Raw genomic sequence first — 23144 nt, 5'->3', positions numbered from 1 at the left:
TTAATCGTGCTTCAGCGGCGGATGAGCGAACGGTAGGGAGCGGCAGTTACGGAGGTAAAAGCCAGCCATGCGGTATTTATTTCTCAACCCAAAGCGGTAGCGGGGTAACTGAGTCTGCCGCCCAAGGAGCACTTACGGCTAAAAATTAGGTCTGCTCAACCCTACAAACAGGTAAGAGGATGTAGAAATACTGGACTTACCGGAAATCTTAAACCAAATTTTATGCAACACCATATTCTTATAAACATCTGTGCCATTTTTGGTGTAGCTACAGCGGTTATCATTATTTGCCGATTGCTGAACATCCGCTACATCATTGGCTATCTGATTACTGGTGTGCTACTCAGCCCCAATACCTCTGCCTATTTCGCCGATATGGAAGAGGTGGATGTGTATGCAGAAATAGGCATCATCCTGCTTTTATTTACCATTGGCCTGGAGTTTTCATTTACCAACCTGAAAAAAATTCAAAGATATGTGTTAGGGGGTGGCAGCGCACAGGTATTTTTTACCATTGTGCTTACCGCAGTGATTATCTGGCTGATGATGCGGCCTGGCTGGGAAGAAAGTATATTCTGGGGCTTTTTGTATGCCTTGAGTAGCACAGCCATTGTGATAAAAACACTGCAGGATTCCAATAAAATAGCAACACCCCACGGTAAGTTTATACTGGCGGTATTGCTCTTTCAGGATATCATGATTGTACCGTTAATGCTATTCACACCCATTATCGCTGGTGTAGGAGGTAACTTACTGCCAGCCCTTGGTTGGTTACTGGGCAAACTGATACTCATGGGCGGTATCGCCTACATACTGGCCCGCTTTGTCATTCCGTATCTTTTAAAAACGGTCATGAAGGTGCAGAGCCAGGAAGTGTTTTTAATTGCCACTATGTTTATAATCACCGGTGTTGCTTTGCTGACCGAACAGTTAGGGTTGTCCCTAGCTTTAGGCGCTTTTATCGCCGGTCTGATTATCGCTGAAACCGAATATAACCATATGGCGGTATCCTGCTTTTTGCCGTTCCGGTATGTATTTATGAGCTTCTTTTTCATTTCTATGGGAATGCTGCTCAACTACGAGATATTTCTGACCGACTTTGGCTGGATTGTGTTCTGGACAGTATTTGCTTTTGCCGTAAAAGCAGCCGCAGGCACACTGGCCGTAAAAGTGATGGGGCTGGCATGGAAAACAGCCCTTACCGTAGGATTCTCCATTGCACAAATCGGGGAGTTTTCTTTTGTGCTCGCACAAAGCGGTTTGCAATATGAACTCATAAGCGCCAATAACTATCAAATCTTTCTGGCGGTGTCTATCATCCTGATGTCTCTCACACCATTTGTAGTGAGCAATGCAGAAAGAATATATCCAATATTTAAAAAATATAAAACTAGCAATGCCTAAACCAACACTACAGTTATACGGAACCGATTGGTGCCCCAAGTCATCAGCCCTGCGCAATTACATGCAGAGCAAATGGATAGAGTTTGAAGACTTCAATGTGGAAACCAATCCCGAAGCAGCTACCAGGGTACGTGCCCTATATAACGGAAAAATAAAATTCCCTACGGTAATGGCCGGTAACGATTTTATTAAAGATCCTACCATACCACAGCTCAATGAATTCCTAAAAAAGCACAATATCGATGAATGATGATGGAAACGTTGATGATAGATTACTCAATTCTCAAATCCACATCCATCAAAGAGTTAAAAGTGATTTTATAACATAAAATACGCTACAATGACAACAAATAAAATTGCCTTGGTTACCGGTGCTAGCCGTGGTATCGGCAAAGACATCGCCTTGAGTCTGGCTAGAAAAGGAACAGACGTGATCCTTACCTACCGTAGTCAGCACGCCGAAGCAGAATCGGTGGTCGCCCAAATAAAAGCCCTTGGCCGCAAAGCGGCAGCCTTGCCTCTCAATGCAGCAGATACAAAAAGCTTTGATGCTTTTTACGGGCATCTCGCATCTGTCCTAAAGAACACATTTGATACTACTCATTTTGATTTTCTCATCAACAATGCCGGTACGACTCTGGATTCATTTATTACCGTTGACAGCCTTACAGAAGCACAGTTCGAGGAAATGTATCACATTCACCTGAAAGGTGTCTTCTTTTTGACTCAGAAAGCGCTGCCCCTGCTCAACAATGGCGGCCGGATCATCAACCTTTCTTCTATAGCAGCACGGATAAGTTATCAAGGAAATTCAGCCTATAGTATGATGAAAGGGGGAGTTGATGTATTTACACGGAATCTGGCACTTGAACTTGGTCCAAGAGGTATTACCGTCAACTCCATTGCGCCGGGAGCGGTCTTTGGAGGAAGCACCATGCCCGATACCCCACAAATGAGAGACTATGCTGCTGGGATTGCTGCACTTGGCCGGATAGCAACTCCTGAGGATATAGGAGGCATTGCCGCCTTTCTCTGTAGTGAAGATGCCGGCTGGATCAACGGCCAGCGTATTGAGGCAACAGGTGGCGTAGGACTCTAGCAGAAAGCATTTAAAGAATGCTTACAAACATTCCCATCATTGAATTTTGATTTAAGTGAAAACAAACAGCCTTGCCCTTGTGGACATACAGTTAGACGCGTTGAAGGCAATACAATAAATGCAGAAAATATAATATCAACCATAAATCGGTTGGGGTTCATCTGTGATATTTTAAAAGATAAGGTTTGCAGATAAGTAACAAATCACCGACAAATATGAACAATAAAATTGCACGAAGAGAAATCATAAAACGAGGTGGGCTTACTTTAACCGCACTGGCACTACAGTTTCCTTCTGCATCATTTACAAAATTCAACCTTATGGCAGGCAACAAAAATTTTGACACAATAATCATTGGCGGAAGTTATGCCGGGCTTTCGGCAGCAATGGCTTTAGGACGTGCATTGCGAAACGTTTTAATCATTGATAGCGGTTTACCCTGTAACAGACAGACTCCATATTCGCACAATTTCATTACGCAAGACGGAGAAAAACCAAGCGTAATAGCGGAAAAAGCCAAAACACAAGTTCTGAATTACAATACGGTAAAATTTCATCATGGTCTTGCTGTTAGCGGGAAGAAAACCGATAACGGTTTTGCGATCACTACTCACTCAGATGAAGAATTTAAAGCTAAGAAACTCATTTTCGCCACTGGTGTAAAAGACATTATGCCTACTATAAATGGCTTTGCAGAATGCTGGGGCATATCCCTTATACATTGTCCATATTGCCATGGTTACGAAGTAAAGAATGAAAGAACAGGCATTCTAGCTAATGGAAATTTTGCTTTTCATTATGCTCAACTTATTCGTAACTGGACAAAAGACCTAACCATTTTTACTAACGGAAAGTCACTTTTGACACCTGAACAAACCGACAAAATCACCAAACACAACATTCCTATAATTGAGAAAGAAATTGCTTACTTGAAACACGAAAAGGGCAAGGTTGAGCAAATCGTTTTCAAAGATAATTCAACCTTTGGACTGAGAGCAATCTACTCACGGCCTGACTTTGAACAACATTGCAAGATCCCTGAAACACTCGGTTGCGAACTGACAGAACAAGGCCTACTCAAAGTAGATATGTTTCAAAAAACAACAGTAGCAAATGTTTTTGCCTGTGGCGACAATGCAAGTCCAATGCGTTCGATTGCTTATGCAACAGCAACAGGAAATATTACAGGATCTATAGTAAACGGTACAATGGCAGAAGAAGAATTTCATTAAACAACCACCTTCTGAGATGGTGGATTTGGTAAAAGGATGAAGGCATAGCCTTCAATAGTTCACCAGGAGCGCTCTTTGGAGGAAGCACCATGCCGGATAAATCCGAAATGCGGGCCTATGCTACGCAGATAGCTGCCCTAGGTCGGATAGCGGCTCCTGATGATATAGGAGGTATTGCAGCTTTTCTCTGTAGTGAAGAGGCCCGTTGGATCAACGGCCAGCGCATTGAGGCAACCGGAGGCGTAGGCCTGTAACAGCATTGTTTGGCAGGTATTGAAAAGAGGTGGATTGGATTTAAGGATTTCAATGTGGTAACCCATACTGAAGCAGAGGCCAGGGTACGTGCCCTGTACGACGGAAACTTAAAATTCCCTACGGTAATAGCTGGTACCGATTTTATTAAGAACCCTACTGTACCACAGCTCAGTGAATGAGGGTTGAAACGTTGATGATTATTCAATATTTCAAACCACATCCATCAGAGAGTTGAAAGTGATTTCACAACATAACATACTGTACAATGACAGAAAACAATAAAATGCTTTTAATGAAAGCAAATGAAGCTATTTCCAAAGGGGACTATGAAGGTTTTCTGCAATACTGCACAGAAGATACGAAATGGACATTTGTAGGAGACCAGGTTCTGGAAGGAAAAGATGAAGTGCGAAAATGGATGTTAACTGAGTATATAGTACCACCAAAATTTGATGTTACAAATTTAATCGCCGAGAACGAGTATGTTACTGCACTTGGCCAACTCACATTGATGAACGAGAAGGGAGTAAGCATTCAGTACTGGTACTGCGATGTATGGAAATTCCGGGACGGAAAAATGGCCCAACTGACAGCTTTTGTAATAGAGCCAATGAATTAGAAGCAGACGAATACTAGCCAGTACCAATCAAAAATCAGCATAAATAACTACTATGAGAAGAGTCATTGCCCTTGAAGAAATCGCCAAAGTTATCCTTTGCTATATCCTGAGTTTACAACTAGGGTATGCCTGGTGGGTGTACCTGGTACTGCTGCTCACGCCTGATCTGAGTATGCTGGGGTATCTGCTAAACAACAAAACCGGCGCTTTGCTTTACAATATCTTTCACCACCAGGGGATTGCCATTGTAGTGGGCCTTGCCGGGCTGTGGCTGGCAAGCCAGGAATGGATGCTGGCGGGACTGGTTCTTTTTGGGCACAGTGGCATGGACAGAGCGTTGGGTTACGGATTAAAGTATCCAGATCATTTTAAGCATACACATTTGGGCTGGATTGGCAAAGCAGATGAAGTTGTCTAAAGTTTTAAAGGGATTGTAAATGGTGCCGTCATGCCTGTCTTAGCTAAGCCTCTGTTTAGTCAGAAATAAAGCTAATAGCGGCAGATTAAAAGGTACCAACTTCATTATATCCAGAAATATGAACTTAATAAAAATTTTCAAAGCTTTACTTTTCATCGTACTTGCTCTGGTTGGTGCGGCATTCATTTTAGCCTATTACCCGGTTGCGGATAAAACAAATCATGCTGGGGTTTCCCAAGAAAGGGCCACAGAACTTAGAAACACATTTACAGGTCCACATCATCTGATCACTACGGCTGATGGTGCGATACTTTTTCTGCGAAGATGGAACCCGGATTGTACTCAGTCTGAAAAAACAGCCATCCTTATTCTGCATGGAATTACTGCATACAGCGGTCCGTATGAAATGGCAGGTATTCCGTTTGCTGAGAATGGCTATACAACGTTTGGCCTGGATTACCGGGGGCATGGCTTGTCTTCGGGCAACAGGGGCGATACACCAGGCACGGAACGGTGGATTACGGATATGGCTGAGACGGTAGCATACATCAAAGAGCTTGGGTTTTCTGAGGTGGTTGTTTTGGGGCATAGCCTGGGAGTCGCAGCTGCCTTTTCGGTGGCCAATGCCATTCCTAATGAGATTGCAGGTTTGGTTTTGCTATCTGGTGCCTACGAGGGCAGGGAAGGTTTATCCAAACCACCATCATTTGTAGAAAAGGCACGGTTTTTCGCCAGTGCCGTGCTGCGTCCTTCCTATCAGGTTTACCAGTATTACAGAGAAGGGATGACTGTAAGTAAGGATAGTCTTTTTAATTTCCGGTATACGCCAAGGTTCCTGCTGATGCTCGACACCAAAACCCTCAGGTTACCGGCAGATATGAATATTCCTGTTTTGGTGGGTGTGGGCGATGAGGATGAATTGTTCTCCGTGGAAAAAGTGAGAGAGCTATATGATCTGATCCCTGGTGATAAAAAAGAGTTTTTGGCAATGAAAAACGCCACTCATGCGAAGATTCCACGCGAAAGCTGGATGCAGGTCGTGGACTGGCTGGATCGTACCTATACAGTAAAATAAAAATATACTCGGAAAATGGAATTTTAAGTATTGGGATGTCACATAGATTTTAAATCAATTAATTAGAAATAAAGCTCTCAAAGAAGAGCTTGTTTGATTATTTATGACCAGATGCCCGGAGATAAAAAAGGAGTTTATATCCAATTTTTAACGTATAAATATATTAAACTTAAATGAGTAAAAATGACAAAGATAAAATATAAAACCCTTGAAGTACATGGCTTACATATAGCCTATCGTGAAGCCGGGAACACCGATAAGCCAACCATTGTGTTACTACATGGGTATCCGTCATCTTCCCATCAATATAGAAAAGTATTAAATCAGCTATCTGATGAATACTAACTGATTGCCCCTGATTACCCCGGTTTTGGAAATAGCGATTTCCCTTCTGCTGATGCGTATGAATATACGTTTGACAACATCGCTACAACGATAGATGCATTCTTAGAAAAGAAAGAAATCACAAGGTATGCTTTAATGATGCAGGATTATGGTGCCCCGGTTGGATTCAGAATTGCAACCAGGCATCCGGAAAGGGTAACTGCCATCATTAATCAAAATGGGAATGCATATAAGGAAGGGCTTGGAGAAGCATGGGCCTCTATCCGGGCACTTTGGGACAATAGAAATGAAAGTACTGAAAAAGCTTTGCTGCCTGCCTTTACATTAGAAGGTCTAAAATGGCAATATACCCACGGAACCAGAGATCCTGAAAATGTAAATCCCGATACCTGGCATTTGGATTATTTCAGGATGAGCAGGCCTAATGCCCATAAAGTAAATATCGATTTATGGTATGATTACCAGAATAATCTAACATTATACCCACAATGGCATCAATATTTGAGAAAACATCAACCACCCATGTTAATTGTATGGGGAAAAAATGATGAATACTTTCCCCAAAGCGGAGCAGAAGCTTTTAAGCAAGATGTCCATACTATTGACTATATTATATATGATACAGGGCATTTTGCTTTGGAAGAAGATGGGTATGAGATCATTGAAAAAATAAGAGCCTTTATGGCGAAGGTTGGGAGTGTAAAGTGAACTGTGTCAGGTGTTGTCGTTAACTGTGGGTATACAGACTAAATTTGCCTCATTTATATCAATATTGATACTTTTTGCTTACTGATTGATAGTTTACCTGTCCCGGTGAATACCCATCCTTGCCATTTTAGCCTCTAACGTAGTTGGCTTTAAATTTAGCAATTGAGCTGCCCCGTTTTTTCCACGGATGCGGAAATTAGCTACTTTCAAAGCTTCCACAATATTGTCTTTTTCCGCCTGTTCATGGGGCTTTATATTATGTATAGACGGTTTTGCACTGATAGCCAGGTCTGGAATAGACGAGGGCTCGTGTACTAATGGCTCCACCAGTGAAATTACTGGAGAGGTAGCCATAATGGCCGCGCGCTCCAGTAAGTGTTCCAGTTCGCGAATGTTACCCGGCCAGTGATAGCTCATTATCTGCTGCCTGGAAGATTCGGAGATGCCGGTCAAACATTTTCCTAATTTCTTTGAGATTTTTTCCAGAAAATGCATAGCCAGTGGCATCAGGTCTTCAGTACGTTCCCGCAAAGGGGGTAGTTTAATGGGAAATACATTCAGCCGATAGTACAGATCAGAGCGGAAACGGCCTGTTGAAATCTCAGCCTGCAGATCGCGGTTGGTAGCCGCAATAATCCGTACATCCACAGGGATCGGGCCTTTACCCCCAACCCGCTCTATTTCTCTTTCCTGTAATACCCGGAGCAACTTAGGCTGAAGTTCAATAGGCAACTCACCAATTTCGTCCAGGAAAATAGTGCCTCCATGTGATAATTCAAATTTGCCAATCCGTTTTTCAGTGGCTCCGGTAAAACTGCCCTTCTCATGACCGAATAATTCACTCTCAATCAGCTGAGGAGGCAAGGCTGCACAATTTACTTTAATCAACGCTTTGCCTTTGCGGGAAGAACGGTTATGCACTGCTCTGGCAATGAGCTCCTTACCGGTACCGGTTTCTCCCAGGATTAGTACGGTATAATCGGTAGGCGCTACTTGGCTGATACTTTTAAACACATGTACCAATGCAGAACTTTCTCCGATCATCTCTTCAAAATTGGCCCCTGTTTTCACTTCCTCCAGCAGATATTTATTCTCCTGATCTAATTGCTCACTCAGCCGCTGAATCTGGTCAAAAGCCAGCAGTCTATCCACTGTTAAGGTAAGCGAAGGTCTGAGGCATTCCAGTGTATGGAGGTGTGCTTTCAGGTAGATAGCAGGCTGGCGGCTGAAAAAGGATAGGAAGAAAGTACCGTTTGTTGCCGTTGTAAGGGGCATAATCAAATTTGACTGCAAGCTGAACGTTCTGGCAATTAATTGTTTGAGTGGGTTACGTCGGCATATTTCTTCAAAGTCTTTACCATTATAAATAGCTTCTGATGTATCAGGTACCCCTGCCCGTATGGCATGGTACTTTTCTATCGTAAGGCCAGTCATTTGCAGGAAGTTTTCGGCCCAGATCGTCTGGTACTCGTCTTTCCCCATCCGGAAGAAGCTGCAGGAACGGTAGGCATTAACCAACTGATCTTTTTCCAGGCCGATGATGAAATAATCAAAGGGTATATGGGGCTGAAAAAGCCTGGCTACTTTCAGTAAGCGTTGCTCCCAGGGGTCGTTCCCGGAAAGTGCATCCGTTAGCGCAATCTGCAAGGCATGCTCTTGCCTTACACGCATTTCAATACTATGCGCATGGCGGTAATGGGCAATCTCCAGGGCAACCAGTACGTCTTTCTCCCGGAAAGGCTTTACTATGAATCCATACGGCTGGGTGGTTTTAACTTCTTCGAGAATAGAAGAATTTGTATTAGCCGACACATAGATAAATGGGATATTCTCTTCTGCCAGTATCCTGGCCAGGTCAATGCCAGTTTGTTCATCCTGGAGGAGAATATCGAGTAGCACCAGATCTGGCTTCTGCTGATTTTTCAGTTCAATGGCTTTATCTACCGTAAAGGCAATGCCGCTTACCCGGTAGCCGGCTTTTTCGAGAATCAGCCGTAAATTATTGGCAACTGCAAACTCGTCTTCCACGATCAAAATGGTTTGCCCGGATGGCTGTATGTGGTTTGTGGGATTAATAGACATAATCTGCTTTCTTATGAATAGAACTTAGTTTCTTATCAGTAAATAAAAGGGATAGTTTTACTCCCCTGCTAGTTTCTATAGTTAACTCCCCGCCCAGTTGTGCACTAAATCCATGGATCAGCGTCATCCCTAACGAACGGCTTTGCGAAGGATCATATCCCTGGGGTAAACCTACCCCATCATCTTCAATGGTTAACTCATAGCGCGTATCCACTTGTTTCAGCAAACTTACTCCTACCACACCGGAGCGTTCTTGCGGAAAAGCATACTTGAATGCATTGGTAATAGCTTCATTGATGATCAGGCCCAAGGGAACAGCCAGATTCACATCCAGTTCTATGGGTTCTATATTCAGCTTAAAATCTACCTGCTGGGAAAGAGCGTAGGTGTCTTGCAGGTAAGCCACTACTTCCTCCACATACGTATCCATGGGGATACGGGCTACGCCTTCTGCCTGATAGAGTTTCTGATGAATGAGCGCCATGGCCTGTACCCGGTTCTGGCTATCCTGGATGGCAGACAGCGCGGCTTTATCTTGCAGGGAAGCTACCTGGGAATCGAGCAGGCTCATCACAATCTGCAAATTGTTTTTCACCCGGTGGTGGATCTCTTTGAGCAAGCGTTCTTTCTCTACTAACAACCCTTCCAATGCCTGGTTCTTCTCCTGAATCTGTTGCTGTTGTTCCTGTAGAGCGGCCTGCTGGGTTTGTAGTTCTTCGTGTTGCTCCTGTAATTTACTTTGTTGGGCTTGTAGTAGCCTGTTGCTTTGTTGTTTTAACCGGTAACGGTTGTAGACCGCACCCAGCAATAAAAGCAGCAGAATAGCCCCCCCGACAATTCCATTGCGGATGACTCTATCCTGTTTTATTTGCTGCTCTTGCAATAGTCTCTCTTTTGTTAAAGCCTTGATGTTTTGCTCTTTGAGTTGAATATCTTTTTCTTTCTTTTCTGTGTCATGGAGCACTTCCAGGCTGGCGATCTGGCGGCTTTTGGTTTCATTCAATAGTGAATCTTCCAGCTGCTTGTATTGTTGATAATGATGTATAGCCGAAGGGTAGTTGGTCTGCATGGAGTCGAGCTTGAACTTGTATAACTCTACTCGGGATGCCCCTTGCAGGTAATTTGTATTGCTGCAGAATTCTTCATATTCAGTTAAGTAATTTTGCGCTAGTGCATACTGTTTACTCTCTACAAGAAAAGGCATTACATTGTTGTAAATAATCTTACGAATGCTCTCATTCTTGCCTAACGTCCCGGAAAGAGAGAGTAACTGCTTGTAGTATGGTTGGGCAAGGGTGTATTGTTTCAATCGGGTGTAACTGCCCAGTAAGCGGGATGCTGATTCTATACTATCATTCTTATTTCGAGGTGGGTACTGCTCGACCGTACTGATGAGCATCTGTACTGTTTCTCTTAGTTGGCCAAGTTTATTTAAGACGTTCACCAGGTTGTAGGTCACAATCATGATTGAAGGCCGGTGATTGTACTTTTGGGCAATACGCATTGCTTTATTAAAGTAAATATAGGCTTTTTGGTGTTGTTTTAGATTATAATAAGTCAATCCAAGGCGGTTGTAAATGGTAGACAACTGCAAGGTGCTGTCTTTTAACATCTCAGCCGTCTGGACGGCTAGTAGTCCATACTTAAGTCCTTCCTGGTAATCGCCTAATTCGGAAGAAAGATTTCCTAATAAATCGTAAACACCTTGTACATGGAGATAGCCAACAGAACGGTACAAGGCTAGTGCTTTACGGAGTTCGAGCAAAGCCAGAGCCTTGCTTCCCTGCAACTGGTACAAATCTCCTAAGTCCTTTCCTAGGTCGGCTTGCCTTTGTGTGCTACCTGCTTGGGCAAAAGCTTGCTTGGCCAGCTGAAAATACTTGATTTTCTCCATGAGTTCCTCGCCGTGGTTATCGTAGGTTTTGCCCTGCTCCAGGTAAGCTTCAGCCGCTTGCTGAAAAAAGCCGTTGTTAACAGAAAGGGCAATGCCCTTTTGGGCTTGCTTTCGGGCTTCTGCAATGTCGCCTTTGTGGCGCAGTGCATTAGCTAACCACCAGTAACTCTCTGCTTCTGCTTGTAAGTCTTTGTAGTTCTTACTCAGGTTGATGGCCGCCTGCTGGAAGGCAATGGCCAATTGAAAATCTTTTGATTCCAGGTTGATATAGCCCAGTAGGTTAAGACTTTTGGCTTCCATCCGGTAGTCGCTCAGTTTATGGCTCAAGTCCCGTGCCTGTTCGGCATAGGTGCGGGCAGAGTCCAGATCAGCTTTAAACTCACCGGGTTTGTAGACCTGGTACTCGCCTAGTCTTAGCCATATTTTTACCCGGTTGGTGTCTGCTTGGATAGTTTGGAGAACGCCTAACAGGCTATCAGCTTCACTTTGTGGGATTTGTTGTGATTGTAAGAGATAGGGAATTAGCAACAAACACAGATGCAAAAGTATACGCTGGCAGTAGCTCATAACAAGATAGTTTAGCAATCAGAGGACCAAAAGGTCAAAAATGAAGAAACCTGCCGGAAGTTAATTGGAGCCAGAAAACTCAAAAGAGTAAAATGATCTGCCTATTACCCTCTCAGCTTCGTTAGTGCCTTGATTTTACTGTTGATTATTGATAATCTATATAGCATCCGGTTATAGATTGGTAGCGTTTTAGCAGATGTATTGTACATCCATTCACGAAAGCTATCACTCCTCATAACTCGTTACTCCAATACAATGGAGAATGTTACGTGGAGCCTCCAACACAATGGAGTTTTAATACGTATTCTTACGAAAGAGATGCAGGAAAAATTACGCACATTCAGCCCTGCTACCTTCCTGCCCTTGCGGCATACTGGCAAATATAGAACTTATTTCTGATTCCGGCGGGCTACTTATCAATAACCTGCCGCATAGGTATGCACTGCAGCCATGGTTCACGATTATTGGAATAGCAATACAAGAGCAATCAGGAAATAATACGGACTACAAAGCACTAGCTGCACAATAGCCTTGTGATCATATTTTACTATCACTTTTGCTTCTGCGTGTATAGCATAGAAATGATAGAAATCTACGCCGCTTTTTCCATAATACATTTACCTTATTTTCAAGAGCAACTGTTCATAATTATGCTCTTGTAAAAATCCATGTGTGTGGAGTAACCTCCAAACAACTCTACTGTACTGGAGTTAAGGCAAAATAAAAATGGAACATAAAAAATAACTACTGTTTCACAAAACATTAGTTTTGAAGCTATTAAAAGCATCTTACTCTGCTTATACACGTTTTCTTATGGACTGGCACTTTTTTTAATACGTTTATTCAAAAATAAATAATAGCATTTTCAATTGTATTTTTTTCTGTTCTTGCTGGAACAGCCCGCATTGTTGTATTACTCCACATATAAAAAAAGCATATGTCTCAAACATTTTGGTTATTTGGCGCTTACCTCCGTATTCTGGCAGATGAGCATCAAACAAATTCGACTTATGATCTGATAGAAGGCCAATTTCCGGCCAATATAGAAACTCCACTACATCTGCATTCAAAATATTCTGAACAGATCTATGTTCTGGAAGGGGAATTCACCGTCTTTACCAATAAAGAGAAAATTATTCTCATCCCAGGCCAACATCTCTTTATCTTCCCCAATACGCCTCATGTGGTGGCGGCTTCCGGTAAACAGGTAAATCGTGCGCTCACCATTGCATCTCCCAGTGGGTTTGCAAAACTGATCCGTACCGTGGGAATTCCTGGCTCAGATGCCACCCGGCCACCAGATACACCTAACGATATGGGATTGTTTATTGAATTTTCTAATGAAACCGGTGACGTAATTTTAGGTTCGCCTGGTGCCAGGCCTTAGCTTGCTACACACACTACTAAATCCAAACCTACTGCCGGAAAATCATCCTTCACCCAGTGTATGACTCCTGCTCCCTGGGTGGAAAAGCTAAATTGTCTATGTTATATCTAAAATAGCAACTAAACTTACCACATACGATGAAAAAAATTGCCATTTATGGGTTTGGCCGCATTGGCCGCCAATGTCTGAAGGTAGCACTACAAAATCAATTATTCATTCCAGAAGCTATCGCTGATGTAAAAGATGAATCTACGTTGGCTGCTCTTTTTGAAGTAGATACGGTATATGGCCGTTGGAAGAATCATGTAAAAGGAACACCGGGATCTATTATAATTGGAGAAAGAGCCATTTCTTATTACAATTCAGCTCAGGAAATACCTGACTGGGCAAACCTGGGAGTAGAACTGGTCATTGATTGCAGCGGAAGATCTACCACCCGTACAGGCGCAAATTTACATTTGGAAAGGGGAGCAAAACTGGTACTGATGAGTGCGCCGCCCAAATCCCTGGAAGATTGTGATGCTGTACTGCTGAAAGGAATTAATCTGGAAAATTTCGACCCTGCTACACACCAGATTGTGAGCACCGGCAGTTGTACAACCAATGGTCTGGCACCGGTGGTAAAAGTAGTACATAAAAATTTTGGTATTCAATATGGCCTATTCTCTACGGTACATTCTTATACCAACAGCCAGTCGCTCACTGACCAGCCGATGAAGGACAGGCGTGACTCATGGGCAGCAGCTGAAAACATTATCCCCTCTTCTTCCGGAGCTGCCAGGGCATTAGGCTTTATCTGGAAAGATCTGCAAATCTCCGGCAAGGCTTACCGGGTTCCTACCCGCACAGGCAGTATTGCCGAACTGAACCTGGTGACTGAAAAACCCTGCACCGTGGAAGAAGTAAACCATGCTTTCCGCAATGCTGCTTCAGAAGCCCCACTCAAAGGCGTGATGGATGTGCTGGAGGAAGCCTGGTCATCTGCCAGGATTGTGGGCGACTCCCATTCGTCTATCATTGATTTGCCCCTTACCCAAAAGCAGGGAGGTATCCTGTCTGTTGCTGCCTGGTATGATAATGAATGGGGCTTTGCCAATCGCCTGGCAGAAGTAGCAGCTTTTATGGCTTCAAAGTAATCTCACAAAGATACGTATCAGGTTGCAAGTCAAAAGGAATACGTATGCCTCTTACTTTTCATGCTAAGATTACCTTTTATCATGAGCCCAATAGGGTTTACCCAGCAGGTACACCTGCATGGGTTTGCTGATCCCTTTCAGTTGGATAGAAGTAGTCGGATATTCGGCTAGTGTGGTCTGCAACAGATGAAACACGCAAGCGGAGATGATGAAATTATTGTTGAGTTCTTTGGTCGCATTTTGCAGCCGGGAAGCAACATTTACCGCGTGGCCCATGACCACCATATGATTTTCGCTGCCTAGGCGAATATTTCCTCCTACAGCAGGTCCTGCATGTACACCTATGCCAATTTGAATATAATGCTCAAAATACTTGCTAAAATAGCTCTCATTCATCTTTTCTAAATCTGACAATATATCAAAACCTGCTTTCACAGCTGAGGTGACTGCTACGTTTAATTCCCTCTCAAACCCAAATACGGCATAAAATCCATCTCCTGCTGTTTCTATGATTTTTCCTCCATGCAATTCAATACTTTTTTGAAAAGTGGTAAAAAGCTTCCGGATGATATGAATCACATCAAAAGGCGGATGCGACTCTACAAAGGTTGTAAAGTTGCGAATGTCTAGAAAAAACATCACCAACTCCTTTTCTTCCCCCAATTGCTGGGTAGCTTCCCCGGCATCTATGCCTACATACAAATTGATATCACTTTCATCCCGGATGATGCGGGATAAGTCTACACCTTCACGCTCAACTTGTGTCTGGCAAGCCAGGCGTACATTGGGAGGAAACCGCATGTTCTTTTTTTACATTTTTTCTTTTTCAGTTGGTATTGATAATGAGTGATAACCTTTTAACACCAGCACCCGGCAGGTAGAACACTTAGCTTGTCCACCACAGGCATGCAACATGGGTATGCCTGCAACAAGAGTTGCTTCCAATAAAGATTGTCTTTCAGCGACCATAATCAAGCCCTCTCCTGCAAACTTTACTAAATAGTTTTCTTTTTTGCCTATTGTACGGGTTTGTTTTAACATAAGAATCCAACCTGCAATACGGGTAACTTATCGTCCCTGGTAATATTGTACATGAAACAAACAACAGCCCCGCTGAAGTGAGCCATCCATTTGCCTCCTCTCCCACTTCTGTGCCGGATCTGGGAATCTTTTCCAGTATGCCAAACTCTCTATATTATGTAAACTCAATAGCCCAAACTTTATATATGTTCTTAAATAAGGAGGTTAGTTTTTGCATAGCTGTTAATGGCTTCTTGATAGCCGGACTCAGTCTCTTAGGCTCATTGTTGTTAGCTTTTGGAGGGCCATTTTTGCCCATATCCTTAGGCAGTGCAGTACTTTTTCATCTATGGGTGTTCTGCTGTAGTTATAGTATATTTGGTAACAGAAAGCAGTTCTCTGAAACTTTGTCCTCTACACAGGTAAGCAGCTATGCTTGAAAAGAACAATGTACGAGGAACTGTACAGTTCAGTTCTAGCATGTTTCATAGCTTAGTTACAATCTATGAAACGTGCTTGGACAAGTAATCAGCGATTTGGAAACTATTTTCAAAGAGATTGTAACATTATATACCCCTTTCGGGTAACTGATAAAACTCTTAAAATAATACAACAGTATCATTTTCTAGTCAGACAATGACCAATGCCGCACTAGAGACAGCAAATTTTATATTTCTTCTTATCTTACCTGCAATTAAATAACATGCTGACATAGGCTTGTCATACTCCTATGTCAATTTGCACCTAAAATCTTATCATATGAAGATTCACACGACCAATTACCAAAACACGTTTATACAAATTGCCGATGACTGCCCGGCACTAGGGGGTGAAAAACCACCAGTAAAAGCAGAAGCTAAAACGGTTGCTGCTATTCAATTCGAATTAGTGAGCAAAAATCCTTATAGGTTTACTTCTGATGAAGTGTTTTTTCAAGTTTTTGCTGAAAGAAATGATTTAACAGAAGTTGAACTTGCGGCGGCAAAAGAACAATTTTTTTCAAAAGGGCAACCCTGTTTTCGTGCCTCCCCTTTAACCAAGCGATATGGATGGGGAATACACTGTGATCAAGCGGGAAAAGTAGCTGTGTATGGCTGTGAAACATCAGAATACCAAAAGTTTTCAGCAGACAAAAATCTGAAAGTACTGAAAGCTATGAAGGCAAGTAAATAACAAATATGCCTTTTCTGTCGACAAGCAAACAGGTCTGTCAAGAAAAAGGAAGCAGAAAACCAAGTGCGTATGAGAGCCAAATGACAGGCAAGGGTGGATAAGAGGACATGGTGAGCTATATTCTTAAAATGCCAGCCCAAGGGTAAGCAAAACTTCTTCTAACAATAAAAAATTAAGGAAATGACAAAAATAGTGTACTATGTGGCAAGCTCCATTGATGGGTTTATTGCAGGAATAAATGAGGATGTGAGTGGATTTATATATGATGGGCAAGGGGTAGAAAAGTATCTGGAAGATTTAAAATCTTATCAAACCGTGATCATGGGAAGAAGCACCTATGAATTTGGATACAAATTTGGTGCACAGGCCGGACAACCCTCGCCAGCTTATCCTCATATGAAACACTATATCTTTTCTAACCGATTAGAACTGCAAAATCAAAGTCAACAAGTAGAAGTTAAAAAAATGGATATTGAGCAAATCCGGCTAATAAAAAAAGAATCACCCACAGATATTTATTTATGTGGCGGGGGAAAATTTGCAGGGTGGCTTCTGGAAAACAAACAGATCGATGCCTTAAAGATAAAGCTCAATCCCATCATTATGGGCAATGGGATAAAATTATTTGAAAACTTAACGACAACGTATCAACTTCAATTAACCCAATGTCAAACCTATGAGAATGGCCTTCAAATAATTTCTTACACTATTATATATCCATGATATATCATGGATATAACAGCGAAGGAAGTATAACTAAATGTCGGATTCAGCACCAAAGGATAGCAATTAACTTCTTTTTGGTTTGACTATTAAACTGTCTTAATTTTTGAGAGCAGCTCAGTTACCTTATTAAGTAGTTACCTGAAAGGGGGAAGTTCCTTTAACAGTCGGTAACACAGAAGCTGTTATTATCTAATGGGATTACGCAGTAATGACCTTGCCCCTCTGTTTTTGGAGACTCATTAGAGTGCCACACTCCTAAATTTATCATAATCGCATTTGAGCTTGCCTGACATCATCATTAGACTATACTTTCAGATAATAAAGAAAAAAACAGCTAATGCTCCATTACAAGCTTTCCCTTGCCACCTTACTCTTTTGCGTTTCCCTGCTTGATTCCTTTTATCCACGTGTTATCGAATCATTTTTGATATCCTTTTGAAAAGTAATCTATCAACTAATATATACAGTATTCAGCTTCAATCTTATCTACCGGATATTGAATGGTGTCATTATAATGCATATATTTTTTTATTTATTTGATTATACTAATAATTTTTTTAACTTTTATTAGTATTTCTCGCTATTAAGCATTCATCTTTCCATTGAAACAGATAGCTTCCACTGATCTTACGTTGCAGGAAAATTGGGTATCCTTTACGAAAGGGGATCAGAAGGCATTCACAGCTATTTATCATGCGTGTTTTAAAGATTTGTTCCGGTACGGCATGCATTTTCACCCTGATAAATCCTTAATAAAGGAATGTATTCAGGATTTGTTTGTAAAATTATGGAATAACCGCCTTCAACTGCTTAAAGTTGAGCAGATTCGCTATTATTTGCTCAAAAGTTTACGCAATACAATTCTAACTAAACTTTCTGCCCTTACCAGATCTAATTTCTACGAGCTTGATGAAGAAAGGTATGATTTTGAAATAAGCTATCCACAGGAACATCATTTAATAGCCACTGAAGACCAAGCTGAATCTTACCGGCAGTTCAGAGTGGCTATGAATAAACTCACTTCCAGGCAGCGGGAGATTATCTATTTACGATACATAAAAGGATTAGAATATGATGAAGTTGCCGCCATTATGGATATTACTGTGAAGGCAGCCTATAAATTAGTAGCCCGATCCCTGGATACTTTAAAGCAAAACATGCCGCACAGCTCCCATGCTTGGCCACAACTTTTTGGTTTGTTCTCCTTACTATCTCTCTTCAATTAAGCGCTACTCCATACACTCCCCTCAATCATTTTGTGGTCCATTCTGCTAAAAACAGTAAACAAGATCATGTTCTACCTGATGTTTTGTTTAGCTGCAAAAATTTGCAAAAAAATTTCTACCTGTGGGGTGATTGGGCAAACACGATAGTCTTTTATATGTGAGGCAATACAATGCTTCTTTTTCATGAGAAAAGACTATACACAGTATCGGGTAAAAGATCTATTAGAAGATGAAGATTTTCTGCATTGGATGAAATATAACGAGGAAGCATCTGCCCAATTCTGGCAATCCTGGTTAGTACAATATCCTCAAAAAGCAGAAATATTACAACAGGCACGTCAGCTTTACAACTTTCTGCACTTACAACAAGAGCCTGAAAGTACCCGGCAGGATGAACTGGACGTGTTACAAGGAATTCAGGAAAAAATTGCTGCCCCACAAGCACCTAAATCAGCCAAAATACGCAGTCTGTATGGCACGCTCGCCCGTTGGGCAGCAATCTTAGTGTTGATGGCAGGTGTCAGCTTTTATGTATATAAAACCTTGAATAAGCATCAGGAAAAAGCATCATGGTTTACTTACCAATCCGAAGGCACCGTCCGCCGGCTCACCTTGCCAGATGGAACGCTTATTACACTCAATAAAAATAGCTTTTGCCGCTATTCCCCGTTGCTGTCAGAGTCTGATACCCGGGAAGTATGGATAGAAGGAGAAGCTTTTCTGGAAGTAAGCCATCAGACAACAAAAGAAGGCAGGCGCAAAGCCTTTGTGGTACACATGCAATCCATGGACGTGGAAGTGTTAGGCACCCGCTTTAATGTGATAAATGCACCGGCCAGGCAAAATGTAGTTTTGGAGAAGGGGAGTGTACGAGTAAATCAAAAAGGGCAGGCAATCCTGTTAAAACCAGGAGAAATTATCCATATAGCGGACTCCAGACTCATTAAAAACCAGGTGAATCCAAAACTATATACAGGCTGGCTCAATGGCACACTCCAGTTAGAGAACACCTCGCTGGAAGAAATTCTTCAACTGCTGGAGTATAAATATGGCTATTCAATAGACTATCCTCAGCAGCCTTCCATTCTACAGCAGAAAATGAGCGGCAGCCTCGATGTCAGAAGCCAACAGGTTTTATTTCACACCCTTTCTCTCGCCTACAACATCCAAATCACTCATCAGGATCAGCATATAATCATTACTCTGGAAAAACCTGCCTCTAATCCATAAATCTATGAGAACAACCCTTTTACTACACCTCAACCCCAAATTCTTGGTGGCTATTCTAATGATGGTCTGCACACCCTTCCTTACTGGCTATGCCCAGCAGAAGCTCGTAGCAAAGCTCAGTAAGCCCGAAGCCAATACGCATGTACCCTTGCAAAATGGAGAAGAAAAATTATCTGTTCAGCATTGGTTACATGGCATCAGCAACAGGCGAGACATCCATTTTATCTACGATCCTTTGTTACTGGAAAACAAATGGATTACAAGCGCACAGGCAAAAGATGCTAAAAATCTGGAGGCTATCAAGCGTACCTTAGACGCCTTAGGACTAAAATTAATCAAATCTTCTGCTAACCAGTACATCATTAAGCAGGCAGAGGAAAAAACAGACAAGCCTGTTCCGGCAACTAGTCTGCTTCAGAAAGCTCTGAAGGCGATTACACTTTCAGGAAGAGTGATTGATTCGGATACTAAAGAAGGCTTGCCTGGAGTGAATGTGCTGCTGAAAGGATCTTCTAATGGAACAGTAACGGATGGAAATGGAGCCTATACGCTTTCTGTACCAGATGGCAATGGCATATTGGTGTTTTCTTATATCGGCTATATGCCTCAGGAAGTAGCCATTAACAACCAGGCGGAAATAAACATCACCTTACTTCCGGATATAAAATCGCTGACAGAAGTAGTGGTTGTCGGCTATGGTACGCAGCGAGCCCAGGATGTAACCGGAGCCGTAGCCACAATCGATCAAAAGGCGATCCGGAATGTACCCGTTTCAACCATTGACCAGAAGATGGTGGGACAAGTAGCTGGTGTGCAGATACAACAACTATCCGGCGCACCTGGCGCAGGCACGTCTGTAAAAATACGTGGAAGCGGCTCGCTGGGTGCCGGAAATGAGCCCTTATATGTGGTGGACGGAATGCCCTATTCCGCCGGGCTCAACCAGAATCTAAATCCTCTAGTATTTATCAGCCCTAATGATATTGAATCGGTCACCGTGTTGAAAGATGCATCCTCTACAGCCATTTACGGGTCACGCGGAGCCAATGGTGTTGTGATGATTACGACCAAAAAAGGCGACTATGAGCAAATGCAGGTAAATGTATCTTCCATGCGGGGCATACAGCAGGTGCCACAAAGAGGCCGTCCCAACCTGATGAACCAACGCGAGTTTGCCGAGTTGCAGCGCGATAAAATCAATATCGTGGTGCGGCAACGGGAAAAAAGAGAAGCTACCTTGGAGGACTATCCGGAAGAGTACCGCTATCCGGAACAAATGATAGGAAATGGTACCGACTGGTATGATCTGCTCCTGCAAACAGCGGTTATTCAAGATCACAACATCAATATACTCAAAGGAACCAAGGAATCGCGTATCAACTTTAGCCTTGGCTATTTTAACCAGGAAGGCACCTTGAAGTACACAGGTTTAGAAAGATTTAGCAGTAAGCTGGGCATGGACGTTAATATCGGCAAATCCATCAAAGTGGGTGCCTCCCTTCAGCCGACCTATATCCAGCAAAGCCGCACCAACACCAATACCAACCGGGAAGATGTTTTGGGCGTAAGTAACTGGGCTAATCCGGTAACCTCACCCTATGATGAGAATGGGCAATTAAAACCCTATATAATTTCTCCTCAGAGTAAATACCATTCTGCCTGGAGTTTTGCCAATCCCTTATTTGTCCTCAGGGAAACTACACAAGCTCAGAAAGACTTCCAGAACCTGGGCCTTGCCTTTGTGGAATGGGCTATTATCCCCGAGTTGAAGCTGCGTACATCCTTAAATACGATTTGGTCCACCTCCAAGTACAGTCAATTTGTTCCTAGTACCGTGGGTGCTTCCAACAGGCCACCCGCTGCAGGTACTGCACGATCTACTAACAACAGAGGCGAAAGCTTCGATTGGCTGATTGAAAATACCCTTACCTACGATAAAACGTTTGGCAATCACCGTATTAATGCACTGGTAGGCTATACCACCCAGAAAAGTACCGCGAGTGTAATTAACCTAAGTGCCGATCCCTATGCCAATGATCTGATCCAGACAATCAATGCTGCACAAGCCATCCGTACCTGGGGAGAAGGAGTTAATCAGTGGAGCATGATCTCATACCTGGGTAGAGTTAACTATGGTTTTAAAGACCGGTATTTGTTAACAGCTACCTTTCGCTCGGATGGTTCTTCCAGGTTCGGCTCCGAAAACCGCTATGCCCTTTTCCCGTCTGTAGCAGGTGCCTGGCGGATTTCTGAAGAAGGGTTTTTGAAAAACAATCCCCTGCTCAATGAGTTAAAGTTACGGGCGAGTTATGGAAAAAGTGGGAACAACAACATTGGAAATTATGCCCACTTAGCTTCTATCAATGCGGGGTCTTATGTTTTCGGAAACAGGCAGGTAACAGCATCCAGTGTGGGTTTATCCAATCCTTTCTTAACCTGGGAAGAATCCAATCAGATAGATGCTGGCGTGGATGTTGGCTTATTTAATAACCGGTTAACGCTGGCAGTAGATTATTATCACCGCAAAAGCATGAACATGCTGCTCAACAATGTAATTCCGGCCATCACCGGGTTTAATTCGCAGACGGTGAATCAAGGCAATATCCGCAACCAGGGTGTGGAGATAGCTCTGGGTGCCACACCGTTAGCAGGCAAATTTACCTGGGACCTGAATATGAACGTAGCCTTTAACCGGAATAAAATTCTTTCCCTTAATGAAAATGGAGCCCAGATCTTAGCTGGAAACAATGACAGCAATCCTACCCACATCTCAGTTGTGGGAAAGCCCATTGGCCAGTTTTTCGGATATGTATTTGAAGGATTGTATACAGCCGAGGACATGGAGAATCCGACTATCGTTAAAACACCGCAGGTATACGAAGGCAATGTAAAGTACAAAGACATCAATGGAGATGGTATTATTAACGATCTGCTGGATTACACCATCATTGGAAGTCCACATCCTGACTTTATTTTCGGATTCACCAATAGTTTTTCTTATAAAGGATTTAACCTGAATGTGATTCTCAATGGGCAGTCTGGTGGCCAGGTAATGAATGGCTTACGTCAAAGCATAGATAATTTGCAAGGATTCTTTAATGTTAGCCAGGAATGGACCAACCGCTGGCGCACGCCGGATCAGCCGGGAGATGGCAGGCATTATGGGGTTCCCATCCTTACCCCTAGTTTAGGTCATCGGGTTTCCAACCTGTGGGTAGAAGATGCCTCCTACCTGCGGATTGCTAATCTTACGCTGGGATATACACTACCCGAAAAATGGATGGCAACTACCAGGTTTGTCAAAAACTGCCGGCTATACCTGACGGTTCAGAATTTAGCCATGTTTACCAGCTATGGAGGAGCTAATCCGGAAGCACAAAGTGCTAATGTAAGCAATACCCTGGCTCCAGGATTTGACATATCTTCTTATCCACTGGCCAGAACCAGTTCTCTGGGAATCAATTTGTCTTTTTAAAATTTAGTGGTTTCCTATGAAATCTGTCTATTAACCTGCATTTATTCCATTAAATATTCAAGTTAACTCCCCA

The 23144-nt window shown here is 42.7% G+C and carries 22 protein-coding genes; 18 read left to right on the top strand and 4 right to left on the bottom strand.

Features of this window, described 5'->3' with window-relative positions:
* Window positions 1-222: 222 nt before the first annotated feature.
* The 11 genes from Q0590_RS26930 (at window position 223) to Q0590_RS26880 (ending at window position 7155) form a co-directional block, all read left to right on the top strand.
* Window positions 223-1404 carry a cation:proton antiporter gene (locus Q0590_RS26930; protein ID WP_302040741.1) on the top strand — a complete coding sequence of 394 codons (1182 nt, stop codon included), beginning with the start codon at window positions 223-225 and terminating at the stop codon, window positions 1402-1404.
* Window positions 1397-1654 carry a glutaredoxin family protein gene (locus Q0590_RS26925; protein WP_302040740.1) on the top strand — a complete coding sequence of 86 codons (258 nt, stop codon included), beginning with the start codon at window positions 1397-1399 and terminating at the stop codon, window positions 1652-1654. Before Q0590_RS26930 ends, Q0590_RS26925 begins: the two co-directional genes overlap by 8 nt.
* 111 nt (window positions 1655-1765) lie before the next feature.
* Entirely contained in the window at window positions 1766-2503 is a 738-nt protein-coding gene (locus Q0590_RS26920) for an SDR family NAD(P)-dependent oxidoreductase (RefSeq protein ID WP_366970523.1), read from the top strand.
* A 215-nt stretch (window positions 2504-2718) separates the two neighbouring features.
* Entirely contained in the window at window positions 2719-3735 is a 1017-nt protein-coding gene (locus Q0590_RS26915; protein ID WP_366970522.1) for an NAD(P)/FAD-dependent oxidoreductase, read from the top strand.
* An 89-nt stretch (window positions 3736-3824) separates the two neighbouring features.
* Window positions 3825-3989, top strand: coding sequence for an SDR family oxidoreductase (locus Q0590_RS26910; protein WP_302040738.1), 165 nt, complete (start codon window positions 3825-3827; stop codon window positions 3987-3989).
* A 9-nt stretch (window positions 3990-3998) separates the two neighbouring features.
* The gene (locus tag Q0590_RS26905) at window positions 3999-4169 is read left to right on the top strand and encodes a hypothetical protein (RefSeq protein WP_302040737.1); all 171 of its coding nucleotides are present in this window, start codon (window positions 3999-4001) and stop codon (window positions 4167-4169) included.
* Window positions 4170-4255: 86 nt separating this feature from the next.
* The gene (locus Q0590_RS26900; RefSeq protein ID WP_302040736.1) at window positions 4256-4609 is read left to right on the top strand and encodes a nuclear transport factor 2 family protein; all 354 of its coding nucleotides are present in this window, start codon (window positions 4256-4258) and stop codon (window positions 4607-4609) included.
* Window positions 4610-4661: 52 nt separating this feature from the next.
* Window positions 4662-5027, top strand: coding sequence for a DUF4260 domain-containing protein (locus Q0590_RS26895; RefSeq protein WP_302040735.1), 366 nt, complete (start codon window positions 4662-4664; stop codon window positions 5025-5027).
* 118 nt (window positions 5028-5145) lie between these two features.
* Window positions 5146-6102 (top strand): alpha/beta hydrolase, encoded by a 957-nt coding sequence (locus tag Q0590_RS26890; RefSeq protein ID WP_302040734.1) that lies wholly within the window; start codon window positions 5146-5148, stop codon window positions 6100-6102.
* Window positions 6103-6285: 183 nt separating this feature from the next.
* The gene (locus Q0590_RS26885) at window positions 6286-6447 is read left to right on the top strand and encodes an alpha/beta fold hydrolase (RefSeq protein ID WP_302040733.1); all 162 of its coding nucleotides are present in this window, start codon (window positions 6286-6288) and stop codon (window positions 6445-6447) included.
* Complete coding sequence (locus Q0590_RS26880; protein WP_366970524.1) at window positions 6448-7155, top strand: alpha/beta fold hydrolase; 708 nt, start codon at window positions 6448-6450, stop codon at window positions 7153-7155.
* Window positions 7156-7248: 93 nt separating this feature from the next.
* Here the strand turns inward: Q0590_RS26880 and Q0590_RS26875 are convergent, their stop codons facing one another.
* Window positions 7249-9237: a sigma 54-interacting transcriptional regulator gene (locus Q0590_RS26875; RefSeq protein WP_302040732.1), complete on the bottom strand. Its 1989-nt coding sequence runs from the start codon at window positions 9235-9237 to the stop codon at window positions 7249-7251.
* Complete coding sequence (locus tag Q0590_RS26870) at window positions 9227-11698, bottom strand: tetratricopeptide repeat-containing sensor histidine kinase (protein ID WP_302040731.1); 2472 nt, start codon at window positions 11696-11698, stop codon at window positions 9227-9229. Before Q0590_RS26870 ends, Q0590_RS26875 begins: the two co-directional genes overlap by 11 nt.
* Before the next feature lie 937 nt (window positions 11699-12635).
* On the opposite strand from Q0590_RS26870, the gene Q0590_RS26865 reads away from it, so the two are divergent.
* Window positions 12636-13085 (top strand): cupin domain-containing protein, encoded by a 450-nt coding sequence (locus Q0590_RS26865; protein WP_302040730.1) that lies wholly within the window; start codon window positions 12636-12638, stop codon window positions 13083-13085.
* 137 nt (window positions 13086-13222) lie between these two features.
* Complete coding sequence (locus Q0590_RS26860; RefSeq protein ID WP_302040729.1) at window positions 13223-14221, top strand: type I glyceraldehyde-3-phosphate dehydrogenase; 999 nt, start codon at window positions 13223-13225, stop codon at window positions 14219-14221.
* Window positions 14222-14290: 69 nt separating this feature from the next.
* Here Q0590_RS26860 and Q0590_RS26855 read toward each other — a convergent pair whose 3' ends face one another.
* Entirely contained in the window at window positions 14291-15022 is a 732-nt protein-coding gene (locus Q0590_RS26855; RefSeq protein ID WP_302040728.1) for an adenylate/guanylate cyclase domain-containing protein, read from the bottom strand.
* Between the two features lie 9 nt (window positions 15023-15031).
* Window positions 15032-15262, bottom strand: a complete 231-nt coding sequence (locus tag Q0590_RS26850) for a 2Fe-2S iron-sulfur cluster-binding protein (RefSeq protein ID WP_302040727.1) — start codon at window positions 15260-15262, stop codon at window positions 15032-15034.
* 738 nt (window positions 15263-16000) lie between these two features.
* Between Q0590_RS26850 and Q0590_RS26845 the strand changes: the two genes are divergently transcribed.
* The 5 genes from Q0590_RS26845 to Q0590_RS26825 all read left to right on the top strand — a co-directional run bounded on the left by Q0590_RS26845 (window position 16001) and on the right by Q0590_RS26825 (window position 23071).
* Window positions 16001-16414 (top strand): DUF6157 family protein, encoded by a 414-nt coding sequence (locus Q0590_RS26845; RefSeq protein ID WP_302040726.1) that lies wholly within the window; start codon window positions 16001-16003, stop codon window positions 16412-16414.
* Window positions 16415-16594: 180 nt separating this feature from the next.
* Complete coding sequence (locus Q0590_RS26840) at window positions 16595-17137, top strand: dihydrofolate reductase family protein (RefSeq protein ID WP_302040725.1); 543 nt, start codon at window positions 16595-16597, stop codon at window positions 17135-17137.
* A 605-nt stretch (window positions 17138-17742) separates the two neighbouring features.
* Window positions 17743-18366, top strand: a complete 624-nt coding sequence (locus tag Q0590_RS26835; protein WP_302040724.1) for an RNA polymerase sigma factor — start codon at window positions 17743-17745, stop codon at window positions 18364-18366.
* A 183-nt stretch (window positions 18367-18549) separates the two neighbouring features.
* On the top strand, window positions 18550-19596 hold the full coding sequence (locus Q0590_RS26830) for a FecR family protein (protein ID WP_302040723.1): 1047 nt from the start codon (window positions 18550-18552) through the stop codon (window positions 19594-19596).
* A gap of 4 nt (window positions 19597-19600) precedes the next feature.
* On the top strand, window positions 19601-23071 hold the full coding sequence (locus Q0590_RS26825) for a SusC/RagA family TonB-linked outer membrane protein (RefSeq protein WP_302040722.1): 3471 nt from the start codon (window positions 19601-19603) through the stop codon (window positions 23069-23071).
* The last annotated feature ends 73 nt before the right edge of the window (window positions 23072-23144 follow it).

The sequence above is a fragment of the Rhodocytophaga aerolata genome (assembly GCF_030503435.1).
Lineage (GTDB): Bacteria > Bacteroidota > Bacteroidia > Cytophagales > 172606-1 > Rhodocytophaga > Rhodocytophaga aerolata.
This window is presented reverse-complemented; position numbering and strand designations above follow the sequence as displayed.